The following is a 22,357-nucleotide window of genomic DNA, read 5'->3' as shown; positions in this document are numbered from 1 at the left end:
ATTATGCGATATAAACTATTTTCTAAGTTATAATTAAATTCGCAGGAAGTTTTAATTATAAATTTTTATTTTGTAATTAGTACTGGTGCAATAAAATTGCACGGTAATTAAATATCATCAAAAAGAGATCGTTCTTTGACATATTGATTATGAGATGGAAGAGGGTCTTGCTCCGTTATAAGCTCTTTCAAGTTTACTTTTTCAAGTACTGAAATTCTTATTAAAGTAGCCACCTCTGTTATTGAATATGGGCTTTTGTACTCATGCTTCATCTTGGCAATTAGAAGATATGTGATAATTGCAACCCACAGATGGGTGCTTACCGCATTCTTTGAAAATCCCCATAAAGTCTTGACAACAATATTTTGTTTGATCCATTTGAAGAAGACCTCAATATCCCATCTGTGTCTATAGAGATTTGCAATTTCTAATGCTTCAATCTCAAAGTTATTGGTTATGAATTCGACTTCTTTACCGTTGACTGCATCATAGTAACACACTTTTCGGATATGTTCAGGATATAGCTTTCTGGATTTGCATGTAGTTAGGCGTATTGTAAAATCGCCTCTTACTCCAGTGCTTACATCAAAGTCTTCTTTGTGGTCTACAATCTCATATCGCATGTTGTCTTTTGGACGGCAAATCCAAAATGCACCAGCCTTATGAAATCTGTATAATGCATCAAAGTCCACATATGCCTTATCCATCATATAAAATGCAAGTGGCTCTGGCTCAATCCTATCCAGTTCGTTACTGTCATGCCATTTGCCGTCTGTAATATGAATGCTGGCAGGAATGCTTCCATGTAAATCAAGTAATGTGTGCATTTTAACTGCTCCCTTACTGTATTTACCCAAAGCCCAGGTTGCAAGCACTATGCTTGTTGATATTGTTGTGGAGTCTAAAGCATAAAGTACATTGTCAACAGATACCTCTGACAATTTTGTCTCTGAATACAATGGACGTACTTGTTCAATGAGATATTTGCCCAGTTCCTCGTATATGTGATAGTTGCGGTTCTCATTGGCTCGAGATAACGAAGAATGAGTGACTGTTTTGCGAATTCCTAAATGATACAATATATTATGATGTGCTGTCAGGCACATACATATGTCTCTTAAGGAATCACAGCCAGTAATCTGACCGAACAATAAATGTAACAGATGATTATAGCTGTTTAATTCTCTTGAATGTCTATCACCTTTATATTTCGTGACAAGTTTATCAAACTGGTAACGAGGAACAAAGTCTATGACTTGAGAGAATATGTACTTTCCAATATTCATAATCTTGCAGATTTAGGCTGCAAAATTACTCTTACCATTTCAAATCAAAAAAACTAAGAACGTTATAACTGATTAAATATCAAATCAATATAGAAGTGGCTTCAATTTTATTGCACCACCAGTATTTTGTAATTAAAAATCTGAAAAAATTAATTATAATTTTCTTCGACAGTATAACTAACTGAAAATAATAACATTGTAGGCATATATAATTTAACATCATTTTAACATTCATTAGGCACAAATGTTACCTACATTAAAAATTTAAAGAAGGTACCTTTGCATCAAAAATTTTTAAAAACATTATGAGTGAAAATAAAATGTTCTGTTTTCAATGTCAGGAAACAGCAAAAGGAACAGGTTGTACCATTAAAGGTGTATGCGGTAAAGAAGCAGAAACTTCAAAATGGCAAGATTTATTAATTAGCGTTGTACGTGGTGTAGGCACAATTCAACATGCTTTGGGTGGAAAACCATCAAAGGAAGTTGCAGATTACGTTGTTGATTCATTGTTTGCAACAATAACAAATGCGAACTTTGACGACCAAAGTATTCTAAACAAAGTAGATGCCGGTTTGATTCTTAAGAAAAAATTAATAAAGGAAGCATCTATCAAAAATATATCACTTCCTGATTATCAAGAAGTTCATTGGGGAGGTGAAAAGTCTGATTATTCAGAAGAAGGAATACGTGAAGGAGTTCTTCGAAACGAAAATCCAGATCTCCGTTCATTAAAAGAATTAACAATACTTGGTCTTAAAGGTATGTCTGCATATTATGATCATGCTTCTCGCTTGGACGAAACGAACGATGAGATTATAGCATTTATGTGCAAAGCTCTTTCTGAGATTAGTAATCCTAATGCGGATATGGATACGCTTCTTAGCCTTGTTCTCGAAACAGGTAAATACGGTGTAGATGCGATGGCATTGCTCGACAAGGCAAATACAGGTGCATACGGCAACCCTGAACTTACAAAGGTTAATATCGGTGTGGGTAAAAATCCTGGTATTCTTATCTCAGGACACGACCTTAAAGACATAGAGGAACTATTAATTCAGGCCGAGGGAACAGGAGTTGACGTTTATACTCACAGCGAAATGTTGCCAGCCCACTATTATCCTCGCCTTAAAAAATACAAACATCTTGTAGGAAACTATGGTAATGCGTGGTGGAAACAAAAGGAAGAATTTACAACTTTCAATGGACCTGTTATTTTCACAACGAACTGTATAGTCCCACCTGCAAAGAATGCAAGTTATGCCGATAGGGTATTTACAACCAATGCTACAGGTTATCCCGGCTGGAAACACATTGTTGCTGGTAAAGATGGAAAGAAAGACTTCTCGGAAGTCATTGCACTGGCAAAAACTTGTGAAGCTCCACAAGAAATTGAGAAAGGTGAGATTGTAGGTGGATTTGCACATGCACAAGTATTTGCTCTTGCAGATAAAATAGTAGAGGCTGTTAAAAGTGGCGCCATTCGGAAATTTGTTGTTATGAGTGGTTGCGATGGTCGTATGAAGAGCCGTAATTATTATGAAGAGTTTGCTAAAGCATTACCAAAAGATGTAGTAATTCTTACCAGTGGCTGTGCTAAATACAAATACAACAAATTAAATCTTGGAGATATCAATGGAATTCCACGCGTTTTAGATGCAGGACAATGTAACGATTCTTACTCTTGGGCAGTGGTTGCACTCAAACTGAAAGAAATTTTTGGAGCTAATGATATCAACGATTTACCAATTTTCTTCAACATTGCATGGTATGAACAGAAAGCTGTTATCGTACTTCTTGCACTTCTCTCCCTTGGAGTAAAGAATATACATATTGGTCCTACACTTCCTGCCTTCGTATCAGAAAATGTTCTAAAGGTTTTAGTAGAAAACTTTGGACTTGCTGGCAATGGAACAGTAGAAGAAGATATACAAAAATACATTTTCTAAAATTGATTAAGTCCCTCGATATCTTATCGAGGGATTTTTATTATTATGACAATAAAGAGTCATACAATACGTTATCTCATAAAATAAATAATAATGGAAGTATCAATGTACGAGACACTCGCCAATAGTCCTTTTTTCAATGGATTAACCGCTAAAGAGATAAAAGATGTACTACAAACAATAAATTATAAGATAGTGGAGTACCCTGCGAAAGAAATATATACGCTTGCTGGTATGCCATGTAAGTATGCTGATTTTATTCTTAAAGGCGAATTAATATCACGAATGACAGGTTTATCTGGAAAACAAGTCCAGATAGATCGTTTAAAGGCTTGTATTTTGATAGCTCCTGCCTTTATTTTTGCTAAAAATAATGCTATGCCTGTTAGTGTGGAGACAACACAACATACAACAATTATGCGTATGAAGCCATCGGAACTTAAATATTTGATTGATTCAAACGAGCGTATGCGTATGAATTTCATTCAACTTCTTTCTTCAATCGACGTCTTTCTTACCCAGAAACTTCGCATGGTTTCTCTTTTTACTGTTCGAGAAAAAGTAGCTTATTTTTTAATGAAAGCAGCAAGAGAACAACAAAGTCGTACTATAAAACTAATCAATAGTCGACAAGAGATTGCTGATACATTTGGAATACAAAAGTTCTCATTGTTGCGATGTCTTTCTGAGTTTGAAGATAATGGCGCTATTAAAATCGATGGCAAACAAATAACAATTCTCAACTCAGACAAAATGAAATAGACCTTGATTAAATATTGTCAAGGTCTATTAAATCAAAAGTTTATACTTTTCTTATAATCTTCTTTGAGTTACGGACAGTTGTACCGTACTTAAAGATCTGCAATTACATTTCCCAACCAATGGCTGACGCTCCTAAAACCGCTGCTGCAGCATCGTCAAGCGAACTTACAAGGAACTTTACATTATCTTTATAAATTGGCAATACATATTTCTGATATGCTTCTTTAATAGGATTCATTAGCAAATCGCCAGCTTTGGTTAGACCTCCAAAGAAAACAAAAGCTTCCGGAGAAGTAAAAGCGGCAAAATCTGCACATGCAGCTCCAAGCATATCTCCTGTAAAAGCAAAGATATCTAATGCCATTTTATCGCCTTTTCCAGCAGCAATCGAAACATCGAGCGATGTTATTTCTTTATGATCTATCTCACGAAGCAATGATGGCTCATTTGATTTCTGAAGTAATTCACGAGCAGTTCGTGCAACTCCTGTAGCAGAGCAATAAGCCTCCAAACAACCTTTCCTGCCACAACCACAAAGACGGGCACTATCATCGCGTACCATTGTGGTATGTCCTAATTCTCCTGCAAAACCATCAGAACCATAAACCATTTGCCCATTAACAACAATACCAGAACCTACGCCTGTTCCAAGAGTAATCATTATAAAGTTCTTCATACCTCTTGCTACTCCGTATTGCATTTCACCTATTGCTGCAGCATTGGCATCATTTGTCAATCCAACAGGAATGTCCAAACGTTCAGAGAACATATCTGCTAATGGAACTACACCTTCATGTCCCCAAACTAAATTAGCAGCATGTTCTATAGTACCACGATAAAAATTACCATTGGGAGCTCCAATGCCCATCGCTTGTATTTGACTAATACCACCAACTTTAGTAATAATAGGTTTTAAAACTTCAATTCCTGCATCTACAAAATCTTCAACAGTTTTATAACTCTGAGTTTTTATAGATGTAGTAGAGAGCACTTGACCACGTTGGTCTACTATTCCAAAAACAGAATTTGTGCCTCCCAAATCCAACCCTATAACGAATGATTTCGGCTCTTGTACATCCATTTTTTATATATTATATTTAGTTTAATTCGTGGGACAAAGTTATTAAAAAAGTGGAATATGACAAACTTTTAATAAGTAAATTTGCTCATTCCATATAATTTTCGCAATTTTGCAGACAAATTATGAATATGCTTCTCCTAATCCAATTAGACATACTCGATTTTATATTTAAGGGTATATTAATCGGTGTCATTGCGTCTGCGCCAATGGGTCCTGTAGGCATTTTATGTATTCAGCGGACTTTGAATAAGGGGAGATGGTATGGATTTATAACTGGCGTTGGTGCTGCCATTAGCGATATTATTTATGCATTGACAGTTGGGCTCGGTATGAGCTTTATTATGGAACCATTACAGGATCCAACAAATCAGTTTATATTGCAGATATCGGGAAGTATCATTCTGATGCTTTTCGGTATTTATTGTTTTGTTTCCGACCCTACAAAGAAAATGCGAAAAGGTGGTAAGACGAAAGGAACTCTCTTCCATAATGGACTAACAGCCTTCCTTGTTACTTTCTCTAACCCGCTAATCATCTTCCTGTTTGTTGCAACTTTCGCACAATTTGCTTTCATTCAACCGTCCCGTCCCATTGAAATGGGAATAGGTTTAGCTTCTATCCCTTTAGGGGCATTAATTTGGTGGTATGGTCTTACCTGGCTTGTGAACAAGATACATGACATATTCAATATGAATGGCATTTTGATAATAAACAAGATTATTGGCTCGGTAGTAATTATTTTCTCACTTATAATGCTAATAGGTACGATATTCAATCTGTATCATTTACCTTCTTATTATTAATATTTTATGCTTGTTGCTAAAGAACTACGAAAGAAAAGTATTGCCGAGTATTTACTATACATGTGGCAAATAGAGGACATTATACGCGCCTACCAATGTTCTTTGACGAAGATTCGTAAAGAGTATATTGATAAATTCAATTATACTGACGCACAAAAAGATGAAGAAGAAGATTGGTTTGGAGATCTTTTAAGAATGATGAACCAAGAAGGGTGTAGAGAAAATGGACATCTGCAAATAAACAAGGTGATAATGCAATCGCTCAATGAACTCCATGCACAGTTACTTACTTCTTCTAAATTCCCATTCTATTCCGCAGAATATTACCGCGTGTTGCCTTTTATTGTAGAACTTCGTGGAAAAACAAAGCAAGTTGCCGACAGAATGGCACGCAAGAACGAAGCAAACCTAAAGGAGATTGCAGCCAATCTTGGGCATAGCGAGATTGAAACTTGCTTTGATGTTCTCTATGGTGTTATGATGCTTAGACTGCAAAAGAAAGAAATTAGTAGGGAAACAGAAACGGCTGTGAAGGAAATGACAACACTCATAGGTATGCTTTCTGACTATTATCAGAAAGATAAGACCGAAGGATTACAATTTGAAGATTAAGAATAAAGACATGAACATATTAGTAACAGGTGCCAACGGAATGTTAGGCAACACCATTCAGTTGGTAGCAAAGAACAGCAAAGACCATTATATTTTTACTGATGTATGCGATGGTTATCAAAAACTTGATATTACAAACATCGAAGATATACGTAAAACTGTAAAGAAACATAATATAGAATGTATCATAAATTGCGCTGCATGGACCAACGTTGATGCTGCCGAAACTGCCGGCAACATTGTAGAAACACTGAATGCCACTGCTCCAGAAAACTTGGCAAAGGCTATGAAAGAGGTTGATGGACTATTGGTACACATCAGCACCGATTATGTTTTTGGCGGAGACCCATACAACACTCCTTGCAAAGAAGACCAGAAAGGCACGCCAACTGGTGTTTACGGACTGACAAAGCTTCATGGCGAAGAGAAAATTCAAGCCGTGGGAGGCAAACACATCATTATAAGAACGGCGTGGCTCTATGGTGAATTTGGCAAAAACTTCGTAAAGACGATGATGAATCTTACCGCCACCAAGCCCGAACTGAAGGTTGTGTTCGACCAATGTGGTACGCCAACTTACGCAGTAGATTTAGCCAATGCCATCTTCGACATTGTTGAAAACAGAAAATACGAAGGCAACACGGGTATATATCATTTCTCCAATGAAGGTGTTTGCAGCTGGTACGACTTTGCAAAGCAGATTGCAAAACTTGCCGGCAATACCAACTGCAACATTCAGCCGTGTCATAGCAACGAGTTTCCGTCGCCTGTGAAACGCCCCGCCTATTCGGTGTTTGATAAAACAAAGATTAAGGAAATCTTCGGCACAAACGTTCCGTATTGGGAAGACAGTTTAGAGAAATGTATGGAAAACTTGAAGAAAGAGGCTTAAAAATTACTGTATTCGAAAACGACAATGAATAATATTCCTATGAATGAAATAGAACGCAGAAGAACTTTTGCCATTATTTCTCACCCTGACGCCGGTAAGACTACACTTACAGAGAAGTTCCTTTTGTTTGGCGGACAGATACAAGTTGCAGGAGCCGTTAAGAGCAACAAGATAAAGAAGACGGCAACTTCTGACTGGATGGATATTGAAAAACAACGTGGCATCTCGGTTTCCACCTCGGTTATGGAGTTCGATTACGAAGGTTATAAGGTGAATATTCTCGATACGCCTGGACACCAAGACTTTGCCGAAGACACTTACCGAACATTAACTGCCGTAGATTCTGCCATTATAGTGGTAGATTCTGCAAAAGGTGTTGAGACGCAAACCCGAAAACTGATGGAGGTTTGCCGTATGCGCAACACGCCCGTCATCATTTTCATCAATAAAATGGACCGTGAAGGTCGCGACCCTTTCGATTTACTCGACGAACTTGAAGAGGAATTGCAAATAAGTGTCCGCCCGCTCTCTTGGCCAATCGGACAAGGACAGCGCTTCAAAGGTGTTTACAACATCTTTGAGCAGAACTTAAACCTATTTACTCCGAACAAACAACGTGTTACCGAAACGGTGGAAACCAAGTTAGACGATAACGATTTGGCAGCTTATATTGGCGACGACGCTGCCGTACAATTGTGTGCCGACATAGAATTGGTTGATGGAGTCTACCCCGAGTTTAACCTCGAAGCCTATCGCGAAGCCAAGGTTGCACCCGTGTTTTTCGGTTCGGCGCTGAATAATTTCGGTGTGCAAGAACTGCTGAATTGTTTTGTACGTATAGCGCCAAGCCCCAAACCCACGATGGCAGAAGAACGATTGGTAGAGCCAGAAGAGAAGAAGTTCACGGGATTTATTTTCAAAATCACTGCCAACATCGACCCTAACCACCGCAGTTGTATTGCTTTCTGCAAGATTTGTTCGGGAAAATTCGAGCGCAATCAGCCTTATCTCCATGTACGGAACGGCAAAACGCTCCGTTTCTCTTCGCCCACACAATTTATGGCGCAACGCAAGAGCACGGTAGACGAGGCTTATCCCGGCGATATTGTCGGGCTGCCCGATACCGGAGGTTTGTTTAAAATAGGCGATACGCTTACCGAAGGCGAACAATTGCACTTCCGCGGACTACCCAGTTTTTCGCCTGAATTGTTTAAATACATCGAGAACGACGACCCTATGAAAGCCAAGCAATTCCAGAAGGGATTGGAACAGCTGATGAATGAAGGTGTGGCACAGCTATTCATCAACCAGTTCAACAATCGCAGAATTGTGGGTACTGTGGGGCAACTTCAGTTCGAAGTCATACAATATCGTTTGGAACACGAATACAACGCCAAGTGCAGATGGGAGCCTGTACACCTGCATAAAGCTTGCTGGATTGAGGCAGAAAATGCCGAAGCACTCGAAAATTTCAAGAAGCGAAAATACCAATACATGGCAAAAGACATTGAGGGGCGAGACGTGTTCCTTGCCGATTCGGGCTATGTTCTCAGTATGGCGCAGCAAGATTTCGAAGATATCAAATTCCACTTTACCAGCGAATTTTAATGAATAGACAGGCGTAACAAAGCCTATTTTACGCTAATCGGTTCCACCTTAATTATATAGTAAGTCCCGATTGGACAAAAAATAGACGGGCGACTAACCTCGCAGAATATGATGTTGTATTTATTTTGGATACGCGTCATATTCTTTTTCTAATGACATTTTGCGAAAAGCATTGGCACACCGAGTCATCAGCATCTGATAAAAACTAACGGAAAGTTCCACAAAAATCGTTTTGCTGTATTGGGAGGGGGAATATGCTCATTTATAAATTTTATCGGACATCAATCAATAAAAAATCGGCTTGATTCAATTAGGAAATCAAGCCGATCATATAACGTTATTGGTTATATATAAAAAATTAATCTTTCTACATATTATCTCATAAATACGAAAATCACCAATAAATCTTATCTCACAACAATTTTATTTTTCTTATTACCTTGTTTTACAATGTAGATGCCTGCAGGGAGTGTTGATACATTATTCCCAACCAGAACACCAGATGTTGTATATATAAAGGTCGTATTATCAGAAGTTGCGTTTGTCGTTACATTATTTATATCTGTAGACACAACAGATGCAACATTAGATGGACTGGATTTACCTACATTATATAATGTAACTACATAATACTTGTCATTGTCAGTACCATCTGTATCGAATGCTGTTACCTCATTCATACTTGTGTTCTTAGCAATAAGTTTATTATCGCGATAAACATTATAACCAACAATTTGTAGTGGTGCACTTTCGTATGTAATATCGTCAATTAGTAGACCTGCCGGTTCAAATCCATATGAAGATTGAGGTACTGTTGAAGTATGGACGATTGCGAAGTATTTTGCACCTTCAGGAAGTTTTACAGAAACTTTCTTCCAATTAATATTGTCTGCAGCATTGTCGGTGTGTATCTTCTTGAAGTCATTAACATCTTTACCACTTGTAGAATAAGCTACATAAAAATCTTCCGGACCGTAGTTTGCATAATCGCATTGTGGGGCTTTCGTGAAGAAGCTTATTGTTTGCGGTTTGCCTGAAAGTTCTGGAGAAATAAGCCAATCGTTGTTTCCTGTTGTTGCATCACCTAAATTTCCGAAGCTCATCATTGATTGTTCACTATCGTGTCCGCTAAAACGTTGTTTAAACATTTGGGTAGTTGCATCGTCCATTCCGTGTGTAGTACCATCACAATTGAACACTGTGTATGCAAAAGGAAGTCCATTGCCAGGGAATGTAATTCCGCCGAAAGTATTTGTGCGGCATTCATCTGCATCGTAAAGTGTCCATGGGTCTATTTCTTTAATGAGGAATGGGGCATAGGTTTCGAAACTCTCTGTAATAACGCAATTTTCTACTACTGGAGCTGTCCATTCAAGTTTAACTTTACTGCCATCTTTGCTTGCTTTAAGATTGTTGATTGCTGGATATGGAGCTGTAACTATCTTTATAGTTTTCTTATCAGAAATATTATTTCCTTGGTTTTCATCAGCAGCCCAATCAGACTCAGCCCAAACTTGGAATTCTTTGTTATCGAAAGGCACTACATAATGGAATGTATATTCTTGAGTTTCGCCTGGAGCTATTGTCCCACTTTCGGTCGCTATTGCCGTTCCATTATTTGAATGAAGTTTAACTTGGAAACCTTCAGCCTCTTTTAAACCAATATTGCGAACATGAACAATAATCTCTGCTTGTTCGCCAGCTTGTGCATGGAGTGGGGTTTTAACATTCGTCATAACATTATAGTTAATAGCGTCATTGACATTTACATCATCAACCATAATGTTCTCTCCATCAGATATGGCGTGAATAAGTACACGTCCATAACCATTTTCTTTTTTAAACTCCGCATCGGCACAATCAACATTAACTGTACGCCAACCGGCATTGCCTGTTAATGTAGAATAATCTATTTCTGAAGCAAGTTTTCTGTGTTGTCCATTTACATCCAAGTATACTTGTAGTTTGCTCTTACTACCAGGATAAGCATAGAATTGAAATGAAAGGCGTGGTTTTGTCGCTTTTCCTAAATCCATCTTTGGACCTACTATTGTAGCAGCATCGCCTGCTCTTTCAGGTGTGAATAATAAAGAGCCTTCATCATCATCTGCAGAGAAATCTCGAGAGATTTTGAAATGTTTTTTTGTATCGTTATAGCTTGCACTCCATGGACCTTTCTCCCACGTTCCATAAGGCCATGATTCGTGGAAAGGAAAATCATATGGTGTTCCATAGAAGAATGGATCTGCAAATCCACCATTGCCAATATGTTCTGTGTCAGTATATGCGACTACCTGATAGAACTTGCTCCCTTGAGTTCCATTTGTAGGAATATCCTTAATCGTAACTTCTGTTCCAGTAATATCTTGTGCAATAGGGGTTTCGTAAATACCTTCAAAAATTCCATATTTTACAGTAGTAGGATCTATGTAACCTCCATTAGCTCCGATTTTAACTGCGTCCCATTTTAATGTAATAGTTCCGTTAAGATTATCGTATGCAATTACATTTTTAACTTTTCCTGGTACAAGTTCGCTGCCAACATAAATTTTAGCTTCAGCTTTAGCACTTTTTAAATCACCAACATAAGTGTAAACTTCGTATGAATGTTGTCCTATGGCTACATTGTCATCTGTCCATTCTATCTTCTGTCCAATAGCAGGATTTTCTATTTTATGTATAGGTGATGTAGAACCATCACGATATATTGCAGCCGAAGTTATAGACGTTAGGTCTCGTCCCATTATATCTTTTGTTGGAGTTGTAAATGAAACTTTTACCATTTGTTCTCCATTTTGACCTGTTTCTAATTTTAGATCAGAAATAGCAATTGGAGTTCCAGAGGTTGATGTCGCCTCTTCAACTTTTACAGGACGCATGATAATATATCCTGGTCTGTCGCTTACTGCATGGAAACCTATACGATAGTCTCCTGTTTCCGTAGGGGTAAACGTTGTTTTTAAAGTAGTAGGTGTTCCGAAAGCTGTTCCAGAAACAGGAGTAGTTGGAACGATTTCGCTATATGTTGTAGGATCGTCGCCAGTTCCATAAGCTATGTTCATTCTTTGCCCAGTTCCTGAATATCCTCCCACAACTGCTCCAGCTTCAAGTGCATATGTTTGACCAGCTGTTAGATGTAAAGGTGGAGAAACAAGCCAGTCGTCTGCGTCTTTCGTTGCATTTGCTCCATTATATGCTGGTGCTCCTGCATCTAAATCTTCCCATGTATTGTTATCATTATTTTTATCTTCTACTGTCCAAATCTTCTTTTTGAGAATTACCTTGGTATTTCCCCAATTCTCTTTATATGGTTTTCCTTTTGTAACAGTGAATGGACTTGCTGTAGATGCCGTTTGAGCTATACCTATTAGAGGACTTCCTGCTAATGCAAATATACCTCCAAGAATTAAAGCATAAATTTTATTCTTCATAATAGATAGTTTTATATTAATTATTAATCTTTTCCTGTGTAGTTTATAAGATTACATTCAATTACTTATTGAATTGTTTTTTACCATTTCGAATAATAATACCCTTATAGTTTTTTTCTACACGTTGTCCTGCAACGTTATAATTAGGATATTCTTTTGTCGTGGTAGATAAATGAACATTATTGATTGCTGCAGTTACATCTCCTTGTACAACCGTAATAGGTTTGTCGGAAACAACACCTTTACCATGAATTAGAATATCACATTTACGTCCAGCTACATTAGAAGGAAGTGGCTCACAAGTAAATTTAATTACAGTTAAACCATATTCGCGATAACTGTCCTCATCTATAGCATAACTTTTTATCCAGCTGTCTATTCCTGATAATGTATACTGTTCTTTCTTATCTTCGTCATACCACATTCCATTTAACTGAGCGACAGCACCTGGGAACACAAGACCTTGAGTACATGTAGTTTGCCCTTCTGTTCCTTCATTATTCATCTGGACAAGTCCATAATTATAAGAAGTCTCCATGCCTGCGTCTACATATCCATTAGCATAATCGAATTTTGCAGAGAATGTAACGCTTAGTGCTATGTTATTGTCGGCATAAATGTTTGCTGCCTTGTTTTTGCCATCTTTAGTTTTTATCAGGCAAAGTGCAGGACTTAATACTTTGTTATAATAAGGAATTCCTGCACCAGACAATCCCATATCTACACCTGGCTGTTCGAAACCACGAACAATAACAGCAAATTCTTTGTCTATAAGGAATCCTTTCCCCTCACGTGTAAATACTGCAGCGAATTTGTTATAAGTCGTTCCATTGGCATCGCTAATAGGATCGTTTACTTCCATATCGGAAGCCGTACACTTAAGTTCTGCGAGAGTCTCATTTCCTGGTTTCTTCTTACCTTGTGCATCTGTTTCAACATTGGTAATAAGCATTGTTAGCTCTGTCCCATTTGGCAAAGGAGTACTACTTTTAGATATAACAGGTAGAAAAACATCTTCTACCCAGAGTGGAGATATAGGCTTTTCCAATATTTGTTGTACACCACGTGAAATATATTGTCCTCCTGAGATTGTACCAGAGCCGAAAAGATATCCATTATCCATTCCTCCAAGATAGAAGTTGTTAACTTTGTCATCGGTGAATTGCAATGGGCGAATATGACTTTCTGTTCCTGTTAAAGTTCCACTTTTAATTCTTGGATACCAATACATTACTGCAGGAAGGTCGTAGTCTAATGGTCCCCAATGAGGATTTTCTTCAGAAAGAGTAAAACTATCCGTTTCACAAACAATAGTAGGAAGAGCATCAGCTCCATTAAATCTTGTAGTTAGGTTGAAACTACCATCAGCATCGGTGGTATATAGGTTGCCTGTCTTTCCTGTTCTATCGAATGTGTTACAATTCCCATTCATATCGTAAACATTCTGATGCCAGAAATATTTTGTGCTTTCTGGTACGACCGGAACAAATCTTGTTTTACTATAACCGGGAACGTAGAGATAACTTGTACCAGTCATTTTTCCACTTTTAGGTGTAGCTTCAAAAAGTACACCTTCAGGTTTTAGATAATAGACACTTTTTTTAGTATCCTTGGCTGGTGCCGTTAGCCGAGTGCAAAGTACATTGTTTTGTGCGAAAACAGTACTGACAATAGCCATTGTTAATACACTGGAAAATAATCTTTTAATCATAAGCTATTAAAATTTAAAATAAAGTTAATACTATATAAGGTTTAGCGAACCAATAAATACATATTATGCCTTCCAACAGGCTTTTACAGAATAGTAAATGAAAAGAGTTCTTAGAACGGATAAACATCATAGGTCATATCCTAAACTTTAACTCCTTAGAAAATGCATTGCGTTTATTTTTAGGCTATGAAATATGTTATTCCATTCTACTAAATTGTTCTTTATCTTTAGTTAGTTTATGCCTCTTGTTCTTATATGCTTTTCCAATATGTCGCAAAGATAAGAAAAAATGGGAATCTAAAAAAGTATTTTCTATATTTTTTTAATTTCTTTTTATATTGAGAAGGCGGAGTAGAGTTAGCCAGCAAGTGCAAAATTATAATATTCTTTTGTAGAACTCGCATTTGTGTGTTTGAAAATTGAGTTTCTGTCTTGGTCTTTTGTTTATTTTCTTCTGTATCATTGCAATCTTTTTGTCCGTGAAATCATCGAAGTTTGCCTGCTTTGGGATATTATTGCCTGATGAGCTTGTTCGTATTTTCAACCGCTCCTTTCTGCCCTTTTTCAAAGTATCCTCATCTATTTTCTATTGAGCCAAATCGGAATTCACAGAAAAGAGGCGGGGATACTTTATGAAAGTAGTATGTTCGTTCCTTTTATAGTGTCTAATGCAGCGTTTCCAACTCTTTATTTGAATTTAAATGGAGATTTCGAATCGCCGCATCAGTCATTTTTTGGATTAGTGGAACGAATTAAGAAAGTCGGTAAAGGATTCTGAAACTAAAACAAATACTTTGTCTTCTGCACATTCCGTTTCTACAATATATATGTATCCATACGTGTTTTGTGCTACCGAAATAAGGTAAATATTGCCCCCATTGTCGTAAGCAAAAGGTATTTTGTCATCGAAAACAATACCGCTCTTTTCGTAATCGCTTATGATTTTCTCGATAGGAAGTACACCGTATTTAATTGGATAGAAGCTATTGATAGTGAAAAGGTGCTTTGTCCCTTTTACATTTTCATAAGGAGGGTAACCTCCGTTGTATTGTAAATAATGCTCTTTGAAAGCCTTTGGAAGTGTGATATTATATTGCTGCTCAAATGCTGCAAGATCTTCCGCTGTAAGTTTCTGTTCGTATTGCTCGAATTCCATAGCTCTTTAAGTTCTTAATTTGTGTATTGCTACTCTTTTACAAGAATATTCTTGCAGTAGAATTTCGCCGCTTTGCAAAGATAGACATTTCTGTTTATTTATCCAAAACATTGTCTTTAAAACTATTATTGCTGTTCCTTGCTATTATTATAACTGTGCAGACGTGTGGCAAAATAAGCGAAACGAGGAAATAAAAATATATATAGTGACAGACGTTATTGTATGTCCCTATGTATCATTCTCACTCTTATTATTTGTTTCTTCAGTCGTTTTTTGGTAACTTTGCCACAAATTAGCTAATTATGGGATTTTTTGGACTTTTCAATAAGAAGAAAAAGGAAGTGCTCGACAAGGGTCTTGAGACCACAAAGCAAAGTGTTTTCTCCAAGATAACGCGTGCCATAGCAGGCAAATCGAAGGTAGACGACGAGGTTTTAGACAATTTAGAGGAGATCCTTATAACGTCGGACGTAGGCGTTAATACTACCGTGAAGATTATTGAGCGCATCGAAGAACGCATTGCACGCGACAAATACGTTTCTACCTCGGAACTAAACAATGTTCTAAGAACCGAAATTGCAGCGCTTTTAACCGAGAACAACACCGAGAATGCCGAAGACTGGGACCTTCCAACCAGCCATAAACCATATGTTATTCTGGTGGTTGGCGTAAACGGAGTGGGCAAGACAACCACTATTGGCAAGCTCGCCTATCAGTTTAAAAAGGCTGGCAAGAAAGTATATCTGGGCGCTGCCGACACTTTCCGGGCTGCTGCCGTAGAGCAAATACAGATTTGGGGCGACCGCGTAGGTGTTCCTGTCATTAAGCAACAAATGGGTTCCGACCCCGCAAGTGTAGCGTTCGACACGCTCCAAAGTGCCAAGGCAAACGGTGCTGATGTGGTTATCATCGACACGGCTGGTCGCCTACACAACAAGGTTGGCTTGATGAACGAGCTTAAAAAGATAAAAGACGTAATGAAAAAAGTATTGCCCGAGGCTCCCGACGACGTCATGTTGGTGCTCGATGGAAGCACGGGGCAGAACGCATTCGAGCAAGCTAAGCAGTTCGCATCGGTTACACAAATCACCTCTTTAGCCATTACCAAACTCGACGGAACCGCTAAGGGCGGTGTAGTGATAGGCATTAGCGACCAATTGAAAGTGCCCGTGCGATACATTGGCTTGGGCGAAGGCATGGAAGACCTGCAGTTATTCAACAAAGAACAGTTTGTAGACAGCTTGTTTAAGCAAGAATAAGCGGTGTCTTACAGTGTATTCGGGGAAAGAAAACAAAGTTCCTGTGCGTGGGAACACAATTGAATGAAGAAGAATCAGATTGATATTATCACCATGGGTTGCTCGAAAAATCTTGTCGATTCCGAGCTTCTCATGAAACAGTTTGAAGCCAACGGCTTCGACTGCGTGCACGACTCGGATACTCCGGAAGGCGAAATAGCCGTAATAAACACCTGCGGTTTCATCGAAGCTGCAAAGGAAGAAAGCATCAATACGATACTCGAATTTGTGAACAGAAAGGAGAATGGGCAGCTCAGACAACTTTACGTTATGGGCTGTTTGTCGCAAAGATACAAGGAAGAACTACAGAAAGAAATTCCAGAAGTCGACAAATTCTATGGCAAATTCAACTTCAAACAACTCATTGCCGACCTTGGGAAAGCCGAAATACCAGCCTGCGACGGACGCCGGCACCTTACAACGCCGCCCCACTATGCCTATATAAAAATTGCCGAAGGGTGCGACCGTCATTGTGCCTACTGCGCCATTCCGCTGATAACGGGCAGGCATCGCTCCAGAAAAATGGACGATATACTGAACGAAGTGGCAGAATTGGCTGCCAACGGAGTAAAGGAATTCCAGGTGATTGAGCAAGAACTAACCTACTATGGGGTAGACTTGGACGGCAAACACCACATTACCGAGCTTGTTTCGCGCATGGCAGACATTCCAGGAGTGGAATGGATACGCCTCCATTACGCCTATCCGAACCAGTTTCCGTGGGACTTGCTCGATGTAATCCGCAACAAACCGCAGGTCTGCAAGTATCTTGACGTGGCTCTTCAACACGTTTCCGACCATATGCTATCGCGCATGCAACGCCACGTTACAAAGCAAGATACAATACATTTCATACAGACTTTGCGCGAAAAAGTGCCGGGACTACACATACGAACCACACTGATGGTGGGCTTCCCGGGCGAAACCGAAGAAGATTTCAACGAGTTAATGGACTTTGTAAGGTGGGCACGGTTCGAACGTATGGGCGCATTCGCCTACTCGCACGAGGAAGGAACGTACAGCGCACTACACTATGACGACGACGTTCCGCCCGAAGTGAAGCAGCAAAGGCTCGATAGGCTGATGGCTTTGCAGCAAGAAATATCGGCAGAAGTAGAGGCAGAGAAGATAGGACAGACCCTAAAGGTGATTATAGACCGCAAAGAGGGCGACTATTATATAGGTAGAAGCGAATTCTGCTCGCCCGATGTAGACCCCGAAGTGCTAATAAAAGCCGACCAGACACTTGTTATAGGCAACTTCTACTGGGCGAAAATAAGTGCAGCCGATGAGTTCGACCTCTACGGAAGTGTGGCAGACGTATAGAAATATCGTGCAAATTAAGAAGCAAACAACCCAAAGATGAACAACAAAGAATTTATAAGTGCATTGGCAGACAAGGTGGGACGCACACAAGACGAGACGCAAAAGCTTGTGAAAACCGCCTTGCAAGCAATGGGCGACAACTTTGAATCGGGCGAGCCCATACTGGTTTCAGGGTTCGGTACATTCGAAGTTAAAAAGCGACTTGAACGAATTATGGTTAATCCTTCCACTGGATTACGAATGCTTGTACCCCCTAAATTAGTGTTAAACTTCCGTGCGGCGGCTTCGATTAAAGAAAAACTGAAGAAAGGAGGGGCTGAATAATGGCCAAGACAGCACTACAACTCATTGCCGATGCAGTGGCAAAAAAGCACAAGATAACTGTAAAGGAGGCAGAAAAGTTCGTTTCTTCCATGTTCGATGTCATGAACGAAGGACTCAAAACCGACAAGCTCGTGAAGGTAAAAGGACTTGGCACGTTTAAAGTGCAAGCTGTGAAGCCACGCGAAAGCGTAAATGTAAACACGGGAGAGCGTGTCTTGATAGAAGGACACGACAAGGTTTCGTTTACGCCCGACACTACTATGAAGGAACTTGTAAACAAGCCTTTTGCACTGTTTGAAACGGTCGTATTGAACGATGGGGTGGATTTTGCCGACTTAGAAAGCAAGCCTGATGACGAAGAAAAGAAAGAAAAAGCCGATGAAACCACTGTTTCTGACAGCGAAACCGTTGTTTCTGACGAAGAAAAGAAAGAAACAAAAGAAGCAATAACTACCGAAATCAGCGATGAAAAGCCTTCTGAAGAAATGCCACAACTATCGGCTGAAGTCCCGATGGCAGCTATTGAACCAAAAGAAGAAGTAGCAGAGGAAAGGGAAGAAGGACAGAAAGAGATCGTTGAAGAAAAGGAAATATTCATGGAGGTAGAGGCAGAAGCTGTTGAAAAGCAATCTGAAACAGTTAAAGTACAATCAGAAACAGTACTCGAGAAACAACCTGAAACGGTTTCTGAAATGCCCAAAGCAGCCGCCTCTTCTGCTGAAAAAACCAAGAAAATAAATTGGATGCTGTGGGTTTATATAGCTGTTGGCATCGTTGCAGTGATGTATTTCTTCGGTTATAAGTTCGGAAAGGATGCCGCACTTCGCGACAACAAGGAGGTTGTTCGCGCCCAAACAAAATATAGCTTGGCTGTTAAGACAAAGAAAGCAGCGAAGAAACCAACTGTCAAAATAGAGAAACCAGTTGCAAAGGTTGCACAACCGGTGGTTGATAAAGCTGATAAGTTCAGGCAGTTGAGCAGCGACAGGCGCATTCGATACGGTGCTTACGACATTATTGGCATAGAGAAGACGGTGGTTTTAAAGAGAGGACAGACCATGCAATCGTACAGTCGAAGGGCTCTCGGACCTGACATGGTGGCTTATTTCCAGGTATTAAACAATGCCACAACCATGTCAGCAGGCGACACAATGAAAGTCCCGAAGGTGGAACTTCGTCCGCAATACCGAACAAAATAAAACGATTTTTTTCATAAGTTATATTTGTTAATTTTGTATGCGTAGCTCCTTGGTGGGCTACGTTTATATTGTTTATAGCCTCAAACGACACCCAACAATTCGCAACATACAGACAGGTAAGCATTCAAAATCAAACGCATGCTTTGTCTTGCTTCTGTTTCTTCCTTTCAGAAGAATATCCAAAGAAACTTGGAAACACCTTGGCTTGAGGATATAAGAGACCTTACACAGAAAAAGAGATGTGCCTATCATGACACATCTCACACTAAATGTTCAAATAAAGATAGTTGATCTACATTTTATCTAAACAACGATTATTCTCCCTTTCTGTACTCACTACAGTCCAGGAACGTCAATTATGAAAAATTTATATAACCTTTTATTTCTTTAATCCTGTGTATGCTTTGTTCATTCCCTGCACTACATCTGTTGTAATATTGCAGGCATCGTCAGCATAAAGTATGTTGTCGCCACTCTTAGCAAGTATCATTACATACCTCTTATCCTTATTATAGGTCTTCAGATAGTTGTGTACGCTGTCCGAAAGCGCCTTGTTGTACTTGGCAACTTCCTTCTGATACTCTGCTCCTAAGCGTTGTTGCAAGGCTTCAGCATCGGCGGCTTGTCTCTGAATACCAGCCTGAATCTGTTGTGCTTGTACCTGTGTGAACTTGTTAGCCTGTACATTTTGTTGGAAGTTGGCGGCTGCCTGCTGCAATGCCTGCTGTTTTCCGGCAAGTGTTTTCTGTATGTTCTTCTCCTTGGCTTCGAGTATCTTGGTAACTTCTTTCCAGTATTTGTATTGCCCCATAATAGAGTCTATCTCCACGTAGGCTATCTGTTGCGAACCTGCAGAAGCTGTTGCAGCTGCCGGTCTGGCGGTTTCTTTCGTGTCGTTGCCTTGTGGCTGATTGTTGCAGGACATTATTCCGAATGCCATTACTGCTGCAGCCAATGCGCTTAAAGTACTTTTCATCTTTATTTTTTATTAACATTAATACGTTATACATAGCAGAGCGTCCTGCCAAAGCCTAATAAGCCTTGTTGGAAGCCCGTGCCTCCCGGTCCTGGTCAATGACGCAGTGTATTCCCTTTTCGCGCATATACTTGTTGTCATGTATATGTTGCGACTGGAAACTTGCACCTTTTTTCAGCAGCACTCTTACCGAAAGCAAGAGCATTGCAATAGCAATTATTAACACACTCAATAGTAAAGTCTCGACCATTTTACCTATCTTTGCATCTAATATTCCTGGCAAAGGTAACATAAATCACGAATATAACAAAACAAATACTATTAAAAATGACAAACATGGAATTAAAACCAGCTCGTGTTTTCGAGCAATTCGCAAAAATCAACCAGATTCCTCGCCCATCAAAGCACGAGGAAAAGATGATAGAATATCTTGTGGAGTTTGGCAAAAGCCACAATCTGGACACCAAGGTAGACAAGACCGGCAACGTGCTTATTACCAAACCTGCAACCAAGGGTATGGAAAATGCACCCACAATCATACTGCAAAGCCATATAGACATGGTCTGCGACAAGCTCGTAGACTTGGATTTCGACTTCCATAAAGATGCCATTCAGACCTACGTGGACGGCGAATGGCTGAAAGCAAAAGGCACAACCTTGGGCGCAGACGATGGCATTGGCGTGGCTTACGAATTGGCAATACTCGACTCTGACGACATTGAGCACGGCAAGATAGAGTGTCTTTTCACGGTGGACGAGGAGACAGGACTGACCGGTGCGTTCGGTTTGGAACCGGGTTGGCTTACCGGAGACTACCTGATAAACCTCGATTCGGAAGACGAAGGACAGATTTTTGTCAGCTGTGCAGGTGGCGTTACTACCGACAGCGTGTTTAAATTCAAGCGCGAAGAGGCACCTTCCGGCTTCTTCTTTATGGAGGCAAGCGTCAAAGGACTGATTGGAGGACACTCCGGAGACGACATTAACAAGAAGCGCGCCAATGCCATCAAACTTCTCGGACGCTTCCTCTACATGGAGCAAAGCAAGATGGACGTGCTCCTTGCAGAGTGGAATTCGGGCAAATTAGACAATGCAATACCCCGCGATGGCAAGGTTATCTTCGCTGTTCCAGCCGACAAAAAGGAAGAAGTAATGGCAGACTGGAATGTCTTTACCAAGGGGGTCGAAGAGGAATACCACGTATCTGACCCTAACGCCGTGTGGGGAATGAAGAGCACAGAGGCTCGCCCCGTCATCGAAAAAGAGGTTGCCCGCCGTCTCATCATGGCTGTTCAGGCAGTTGATAACGGTCCGTTGGCTAACTGTCAGGACGAAGCTATCGCCTATATGGTAGAAACTTCGAGCAACATAGCCGTGGTAAGGACCGATGAAAACACCGCAACTGTCATTGCATCGCAGCGTTCCAACGTTCCAAGTGCGCTTACAAACATGGCAAACACCATCAAGGCATGTTTTGAAATGGCTGGTGCAGAAGTGCGTCCACATGATGCTTATCCCGGCTGGAAGATGAATCCGAACTCTAAGCTCGTAGAGGTTGCAGTGGAAGAATACAAAAAACTCTTCGGGAAAGAACCTAAGGTGCTTGGCATTCACGCCGGTCTGGAATGTGGACTCATATCAGAAAAGTATCCAAACGTAGACATGATGAGTGTTGGGCCTACCCTTCGTTTCGTGCATACACCCGACGAACGTTTGCTCATACCTACCGCCCAGATGGTCTGGGACCACTTGCTCGCCATATTAAAGAACGTAAGATAACAGGCACTCCCTCTAAAAAAACACACATAAAAACGCCTGCTTGCTCGCTTGGAGCTGGCAGGCGTTTTCCTTTTTCTATAGTTTTGCACTACAACTATACCATTGATGCTTAACGATTAAGACGAAAACGCAATACTTAACCTTTATCAATTTTTACCATTTAT

General features: G+C 39.8%; 18 protein-coding genes and 1 pseudogene. 11 read left to right on the top strand and 8 right to left on the bottom strand.

Features of this window, described 5'->3' with window-relative positions:
• Positions 1-107: 107 nt before the first annotated feature.
• Positions 108-1,286 carry an IS4 family transposase gene (locus tag RDV52_RS08770; RefSeq protein ID WP_115098550.1) on the bottom strand — a complete coding sequence of 393 codons (1,179 nt, stop codon included), beginning with the start codon at positions 1,284-1,286 and terminating at the stop codon, positions 108-110.
• Positions 1,287-1,591: 305 nt separating this feature from the next.
• On the opposite strand from RDV52_RS08770, the gene hcp reads away from it, so the two are divergent.
• The gene (gene hcp, locus RDV52_RS08765) at positions 1,592-3,235 is read left to right on the top strand and encodes a hydroxylamine reductase (RefSeq protein WP_004366014.1); all 1,644 of its coding nucleotides are present in this window, start codon (positions 1,592-1,594) and stop codon (positions 3,233-3,235) included.
• 93 nt (positions 3,236-3,328) lie between these two features.
• Complete coding sequence (locus tag RDV52_RS08760) at positions 3,329-3,997, top strand: Crp/Fnr family transcriptional regulator (protein WP_004366015.1); 669 nt, start codon at positions 3,329-3,331, stop codon at positions 3,995-3,997.
• Between the two features lie 103 nt (positions 3,998-4,100).
• On the opposite strand, the gene RDV52_RS08755 is transcribed toward RDV52_RS08760, so the two are convergent.
• Positions 4,101-5,078 (bottom strand): ROK family protein, encoded by a 978-nt coding sequence (locus tag RDV52_RS08755; protein ID WP_004366016.1) that lies wholly within the window; start codon positions 5,076-5,078, stop codon positions 4,101-4,103.
• A gap of 122 nt (positions 5,079-5,200) precedes the next feature.
• On the opposite strand from RDV52_RS08755, the gene RDV52_RS08750 reads away from it, so the two are divergent.
• Genes RDV52_RS08750 through RDV52_RS08735 form a run of 4 tightly spaced genes read left to right on the top strand, consistent with a single transcriptional unit; the run spans position 5,201 to position 8,993 of the window.
• The gene (locus RDV52_RS08750; RefSeq protein ID WP_004366017.1) at positions 5,201-5,881 is read left to right on the top strand and encodes a LysE family translocator; all 681 of its coding nucleotides are present in this window, start codon (positions 5,201-5,203) and stop codon (positions 5,879-5,881) included.
• Positions 5,882-5,887: 6 nt separating this feature from the next.
• On the top strand, positions 5,888-6,493 hold the full coding sequence (locus RDV52_RS08745; RefSeq protein ID WP_004366018.1) for a DUF4924 family protein: 606 nt from the start codon (positions 5,888-5,890) through the stop codon (positions 6,491-6,493).
• 10 nt (positions 6,494-6,503) lie between these two features.
• Positions 6,504-7,385, top strand: coding sequence for a dTDP-4-dehydrorhamnose reductase (gene rfbD, locus RDV52_RS08740; protein WP_040557004.1), 882 nt, complete (start codon positions 6,504-6,506; stop codon positions 7,383-7,385).
• Positions 7,386-7,424: 39 nt separating this feature from the next.
• Positions 7,425-8,993 carry a peptide chain release factor 3 gene (locus tag RDV52_RS08735; protein ID WP_040557007.1) on the top strand — a complete coding sequence of 523 codons (1,569 nt, stop codon included), beginning with the start codon at positions 7,425-7,427 and terminating at the stop codon, positions 8,991-8,993.
• Between the two features lie 407 nt (positions 8,994-9,400).
• Here RDV52_RS08735 and RDV52_RS08730 read toward each other — a convergent pair whose 3' ends face one another.
• The 4 genes and pseudogenes from RDV52_RS08730 to RDV52_RS08715 all read right to left on the bottom strand — a co-directional run bounded on the left by RDV52_RS08730 (position 9,401) and on the right by RDV52_RS08715 (position 15,291).
• Positions 9,401-12,424, bottom strand: coding sequence for a choice-of-anchor J domain-containing protein (locus tag RDV52_RS08730; protein ID WP_004366021.1), 3,024 nt, complete (start codon positions 12,422-12,424; stop codon positions 9,401-9,403).
• A gap of 61 nt (positions 12,425-12,485) precedes the next feature.
• The gene (locus RDV52_RS08725; RefSeq protein ID WP_223381146.1) at positions 12,486-14,135 is read right to left on the bottom strand and encodes a hypothetical protein; all 1,650 of its coding nucleotides are present in this window, start codon (positions 14,133-14,135) and stop codon (positions 12,486-12,488) included.
• Positions 14,136-14,511: 376 nt separating this feature from the next.
• Positions 14,512-14,692: pseudogene (locus tag RDV52_RS08720) on the bottom strand (IS30 family transposase); the annotation flags it as partial.
• Between the two features lie 182 nt (positions 14,693-14,874).
• Positions 14,875-15,291: an SMI1/KNR4 family protein gene (locus RDV52_RS08715; RefSeq protein ID WP_004366024.1), complete on the bottom strand. Its 417-nt coding sequence runs from the start codon at positions 15,289-15,291 to the stop codon at positions 14,875-14,877.
• A 302-nt stretch (positions 15,292-15,593) separates the two neighbouring features.
• Here RDV52_RS08715 and ftsY point away from each other — a divergent pair, with 302 nt between their 5' ends.
• From ftsY to RDV52_RS08695, 4 genes are all read left to right on the top strand, one after another.
• Positions 15,594-16,550 carry a signal recognition particle-docking protein FtsY gene (gene ftsY, locus RDV52_RS08710; protein WP_004363526.1) on the top strand — a complete coding sequence of 319 codons (957 nt, stop codon included), beginning with the start codon at positions 15,594-15,596 and terminating at the stop codon, positions 16,548-16,550.
• A 63-nt stretch (positions 16,551-16,613) separates the two neighbouring features.
• The gene (gene rimO / locus RDV52_RS08705) at positions 16,614-17,915 is read left to right on the top strand and encodes a 30S ribosomal protein S12 methylthiotransferase RimO (protein WP_004363527.1); all 1,302 of its coding nucleotides are present in this window, start codon (positions 16,614-16,616) and stop codon (positions 17,913-17,915) included.
• A gap of 36 nt (positions 17,916-17,951) precedes the next feature.
• Positions 17,952-18,239, top strand: a complete 288-nt coding sequence (locus RDV52_RS08700) for an HU family DNA-binding protein (RefSeq protein WP_004366026.1) — start codon at positions 17,952-17,954, stop codon at positions 18,237-18,239.
• A complete protein-coding gene (locus RDV52_RS08695) occupies positions 18,239-19,438 on the top strand; it encodes an HU family DNA-binding protein (protein ID WP_004366027.1) in 1,200 nt (399 codons plus the stop codon). The genes RDV52_RS08700 and RDV52_RS08695 overlap by 1 nt, the downstream gene beginning before the upstream one ends.
• 379 nt (positions 19,439-19,817) lie before the next feature.
• On the opposite strand, the gene RDV52_RS08690 is transcribed toward RDV52_RS08695, so the two are convergent.
• Positions 19,818-20,414 (bottom strand): OmpH/Skp family outer membrane protein, encoded by a 597-nt coding sequence (locus RDV52_RS08690; protein ID WP_004363530.1) that lies wholly within the window; start codon positions 20,412-20,414, stop codon positions 19,818-19,820.
• Between the two features lie 55 nt (positions 20,415-20,469).
• A complete protein-coding gene (locus tag RDV52_RS08685) occupies positions 20,470-20,664 on the bottom strand; it encodes a hypothetical protein (protein WP_172606447.1) in 195 nt (64 codons plus the stop codon).
• A gap of 77 nt (positions 20,665-20,741) precedes the next feature.
• Between RDV52_RS08685 and RDV52_RS08680 the strand changes: the two genes are divergently transcribed.
• Complete coding sequence (locus RDV52_RS08680; RefSeq protein ID WP_004366031.1) at positions 20,742-22,193, top strand: aminoacyl-histidine dipeptidase; 1,452 nt, start codon at positions 20,742-20,744, stop codon at positions 22,191-22,193.
• The last annotated feature ends 164 nt before the right edge of the window (positions 22,194-22,357 follow it).

It is taken from the genome of Prevotella nigrescens, from assembly GCF_031191185.1.
Lineage (GTDB): Bacteria > Bacteroidota > Bacteroidia > Bacteroidales > Bacteroidaceae > Prevotella > Prevotella nigrescens.
The sequence above is the reverse complement of the archived record's forward strand: the minus strand, read 5'-3'. Positions and strand labels throughout refer to the sequence as shown.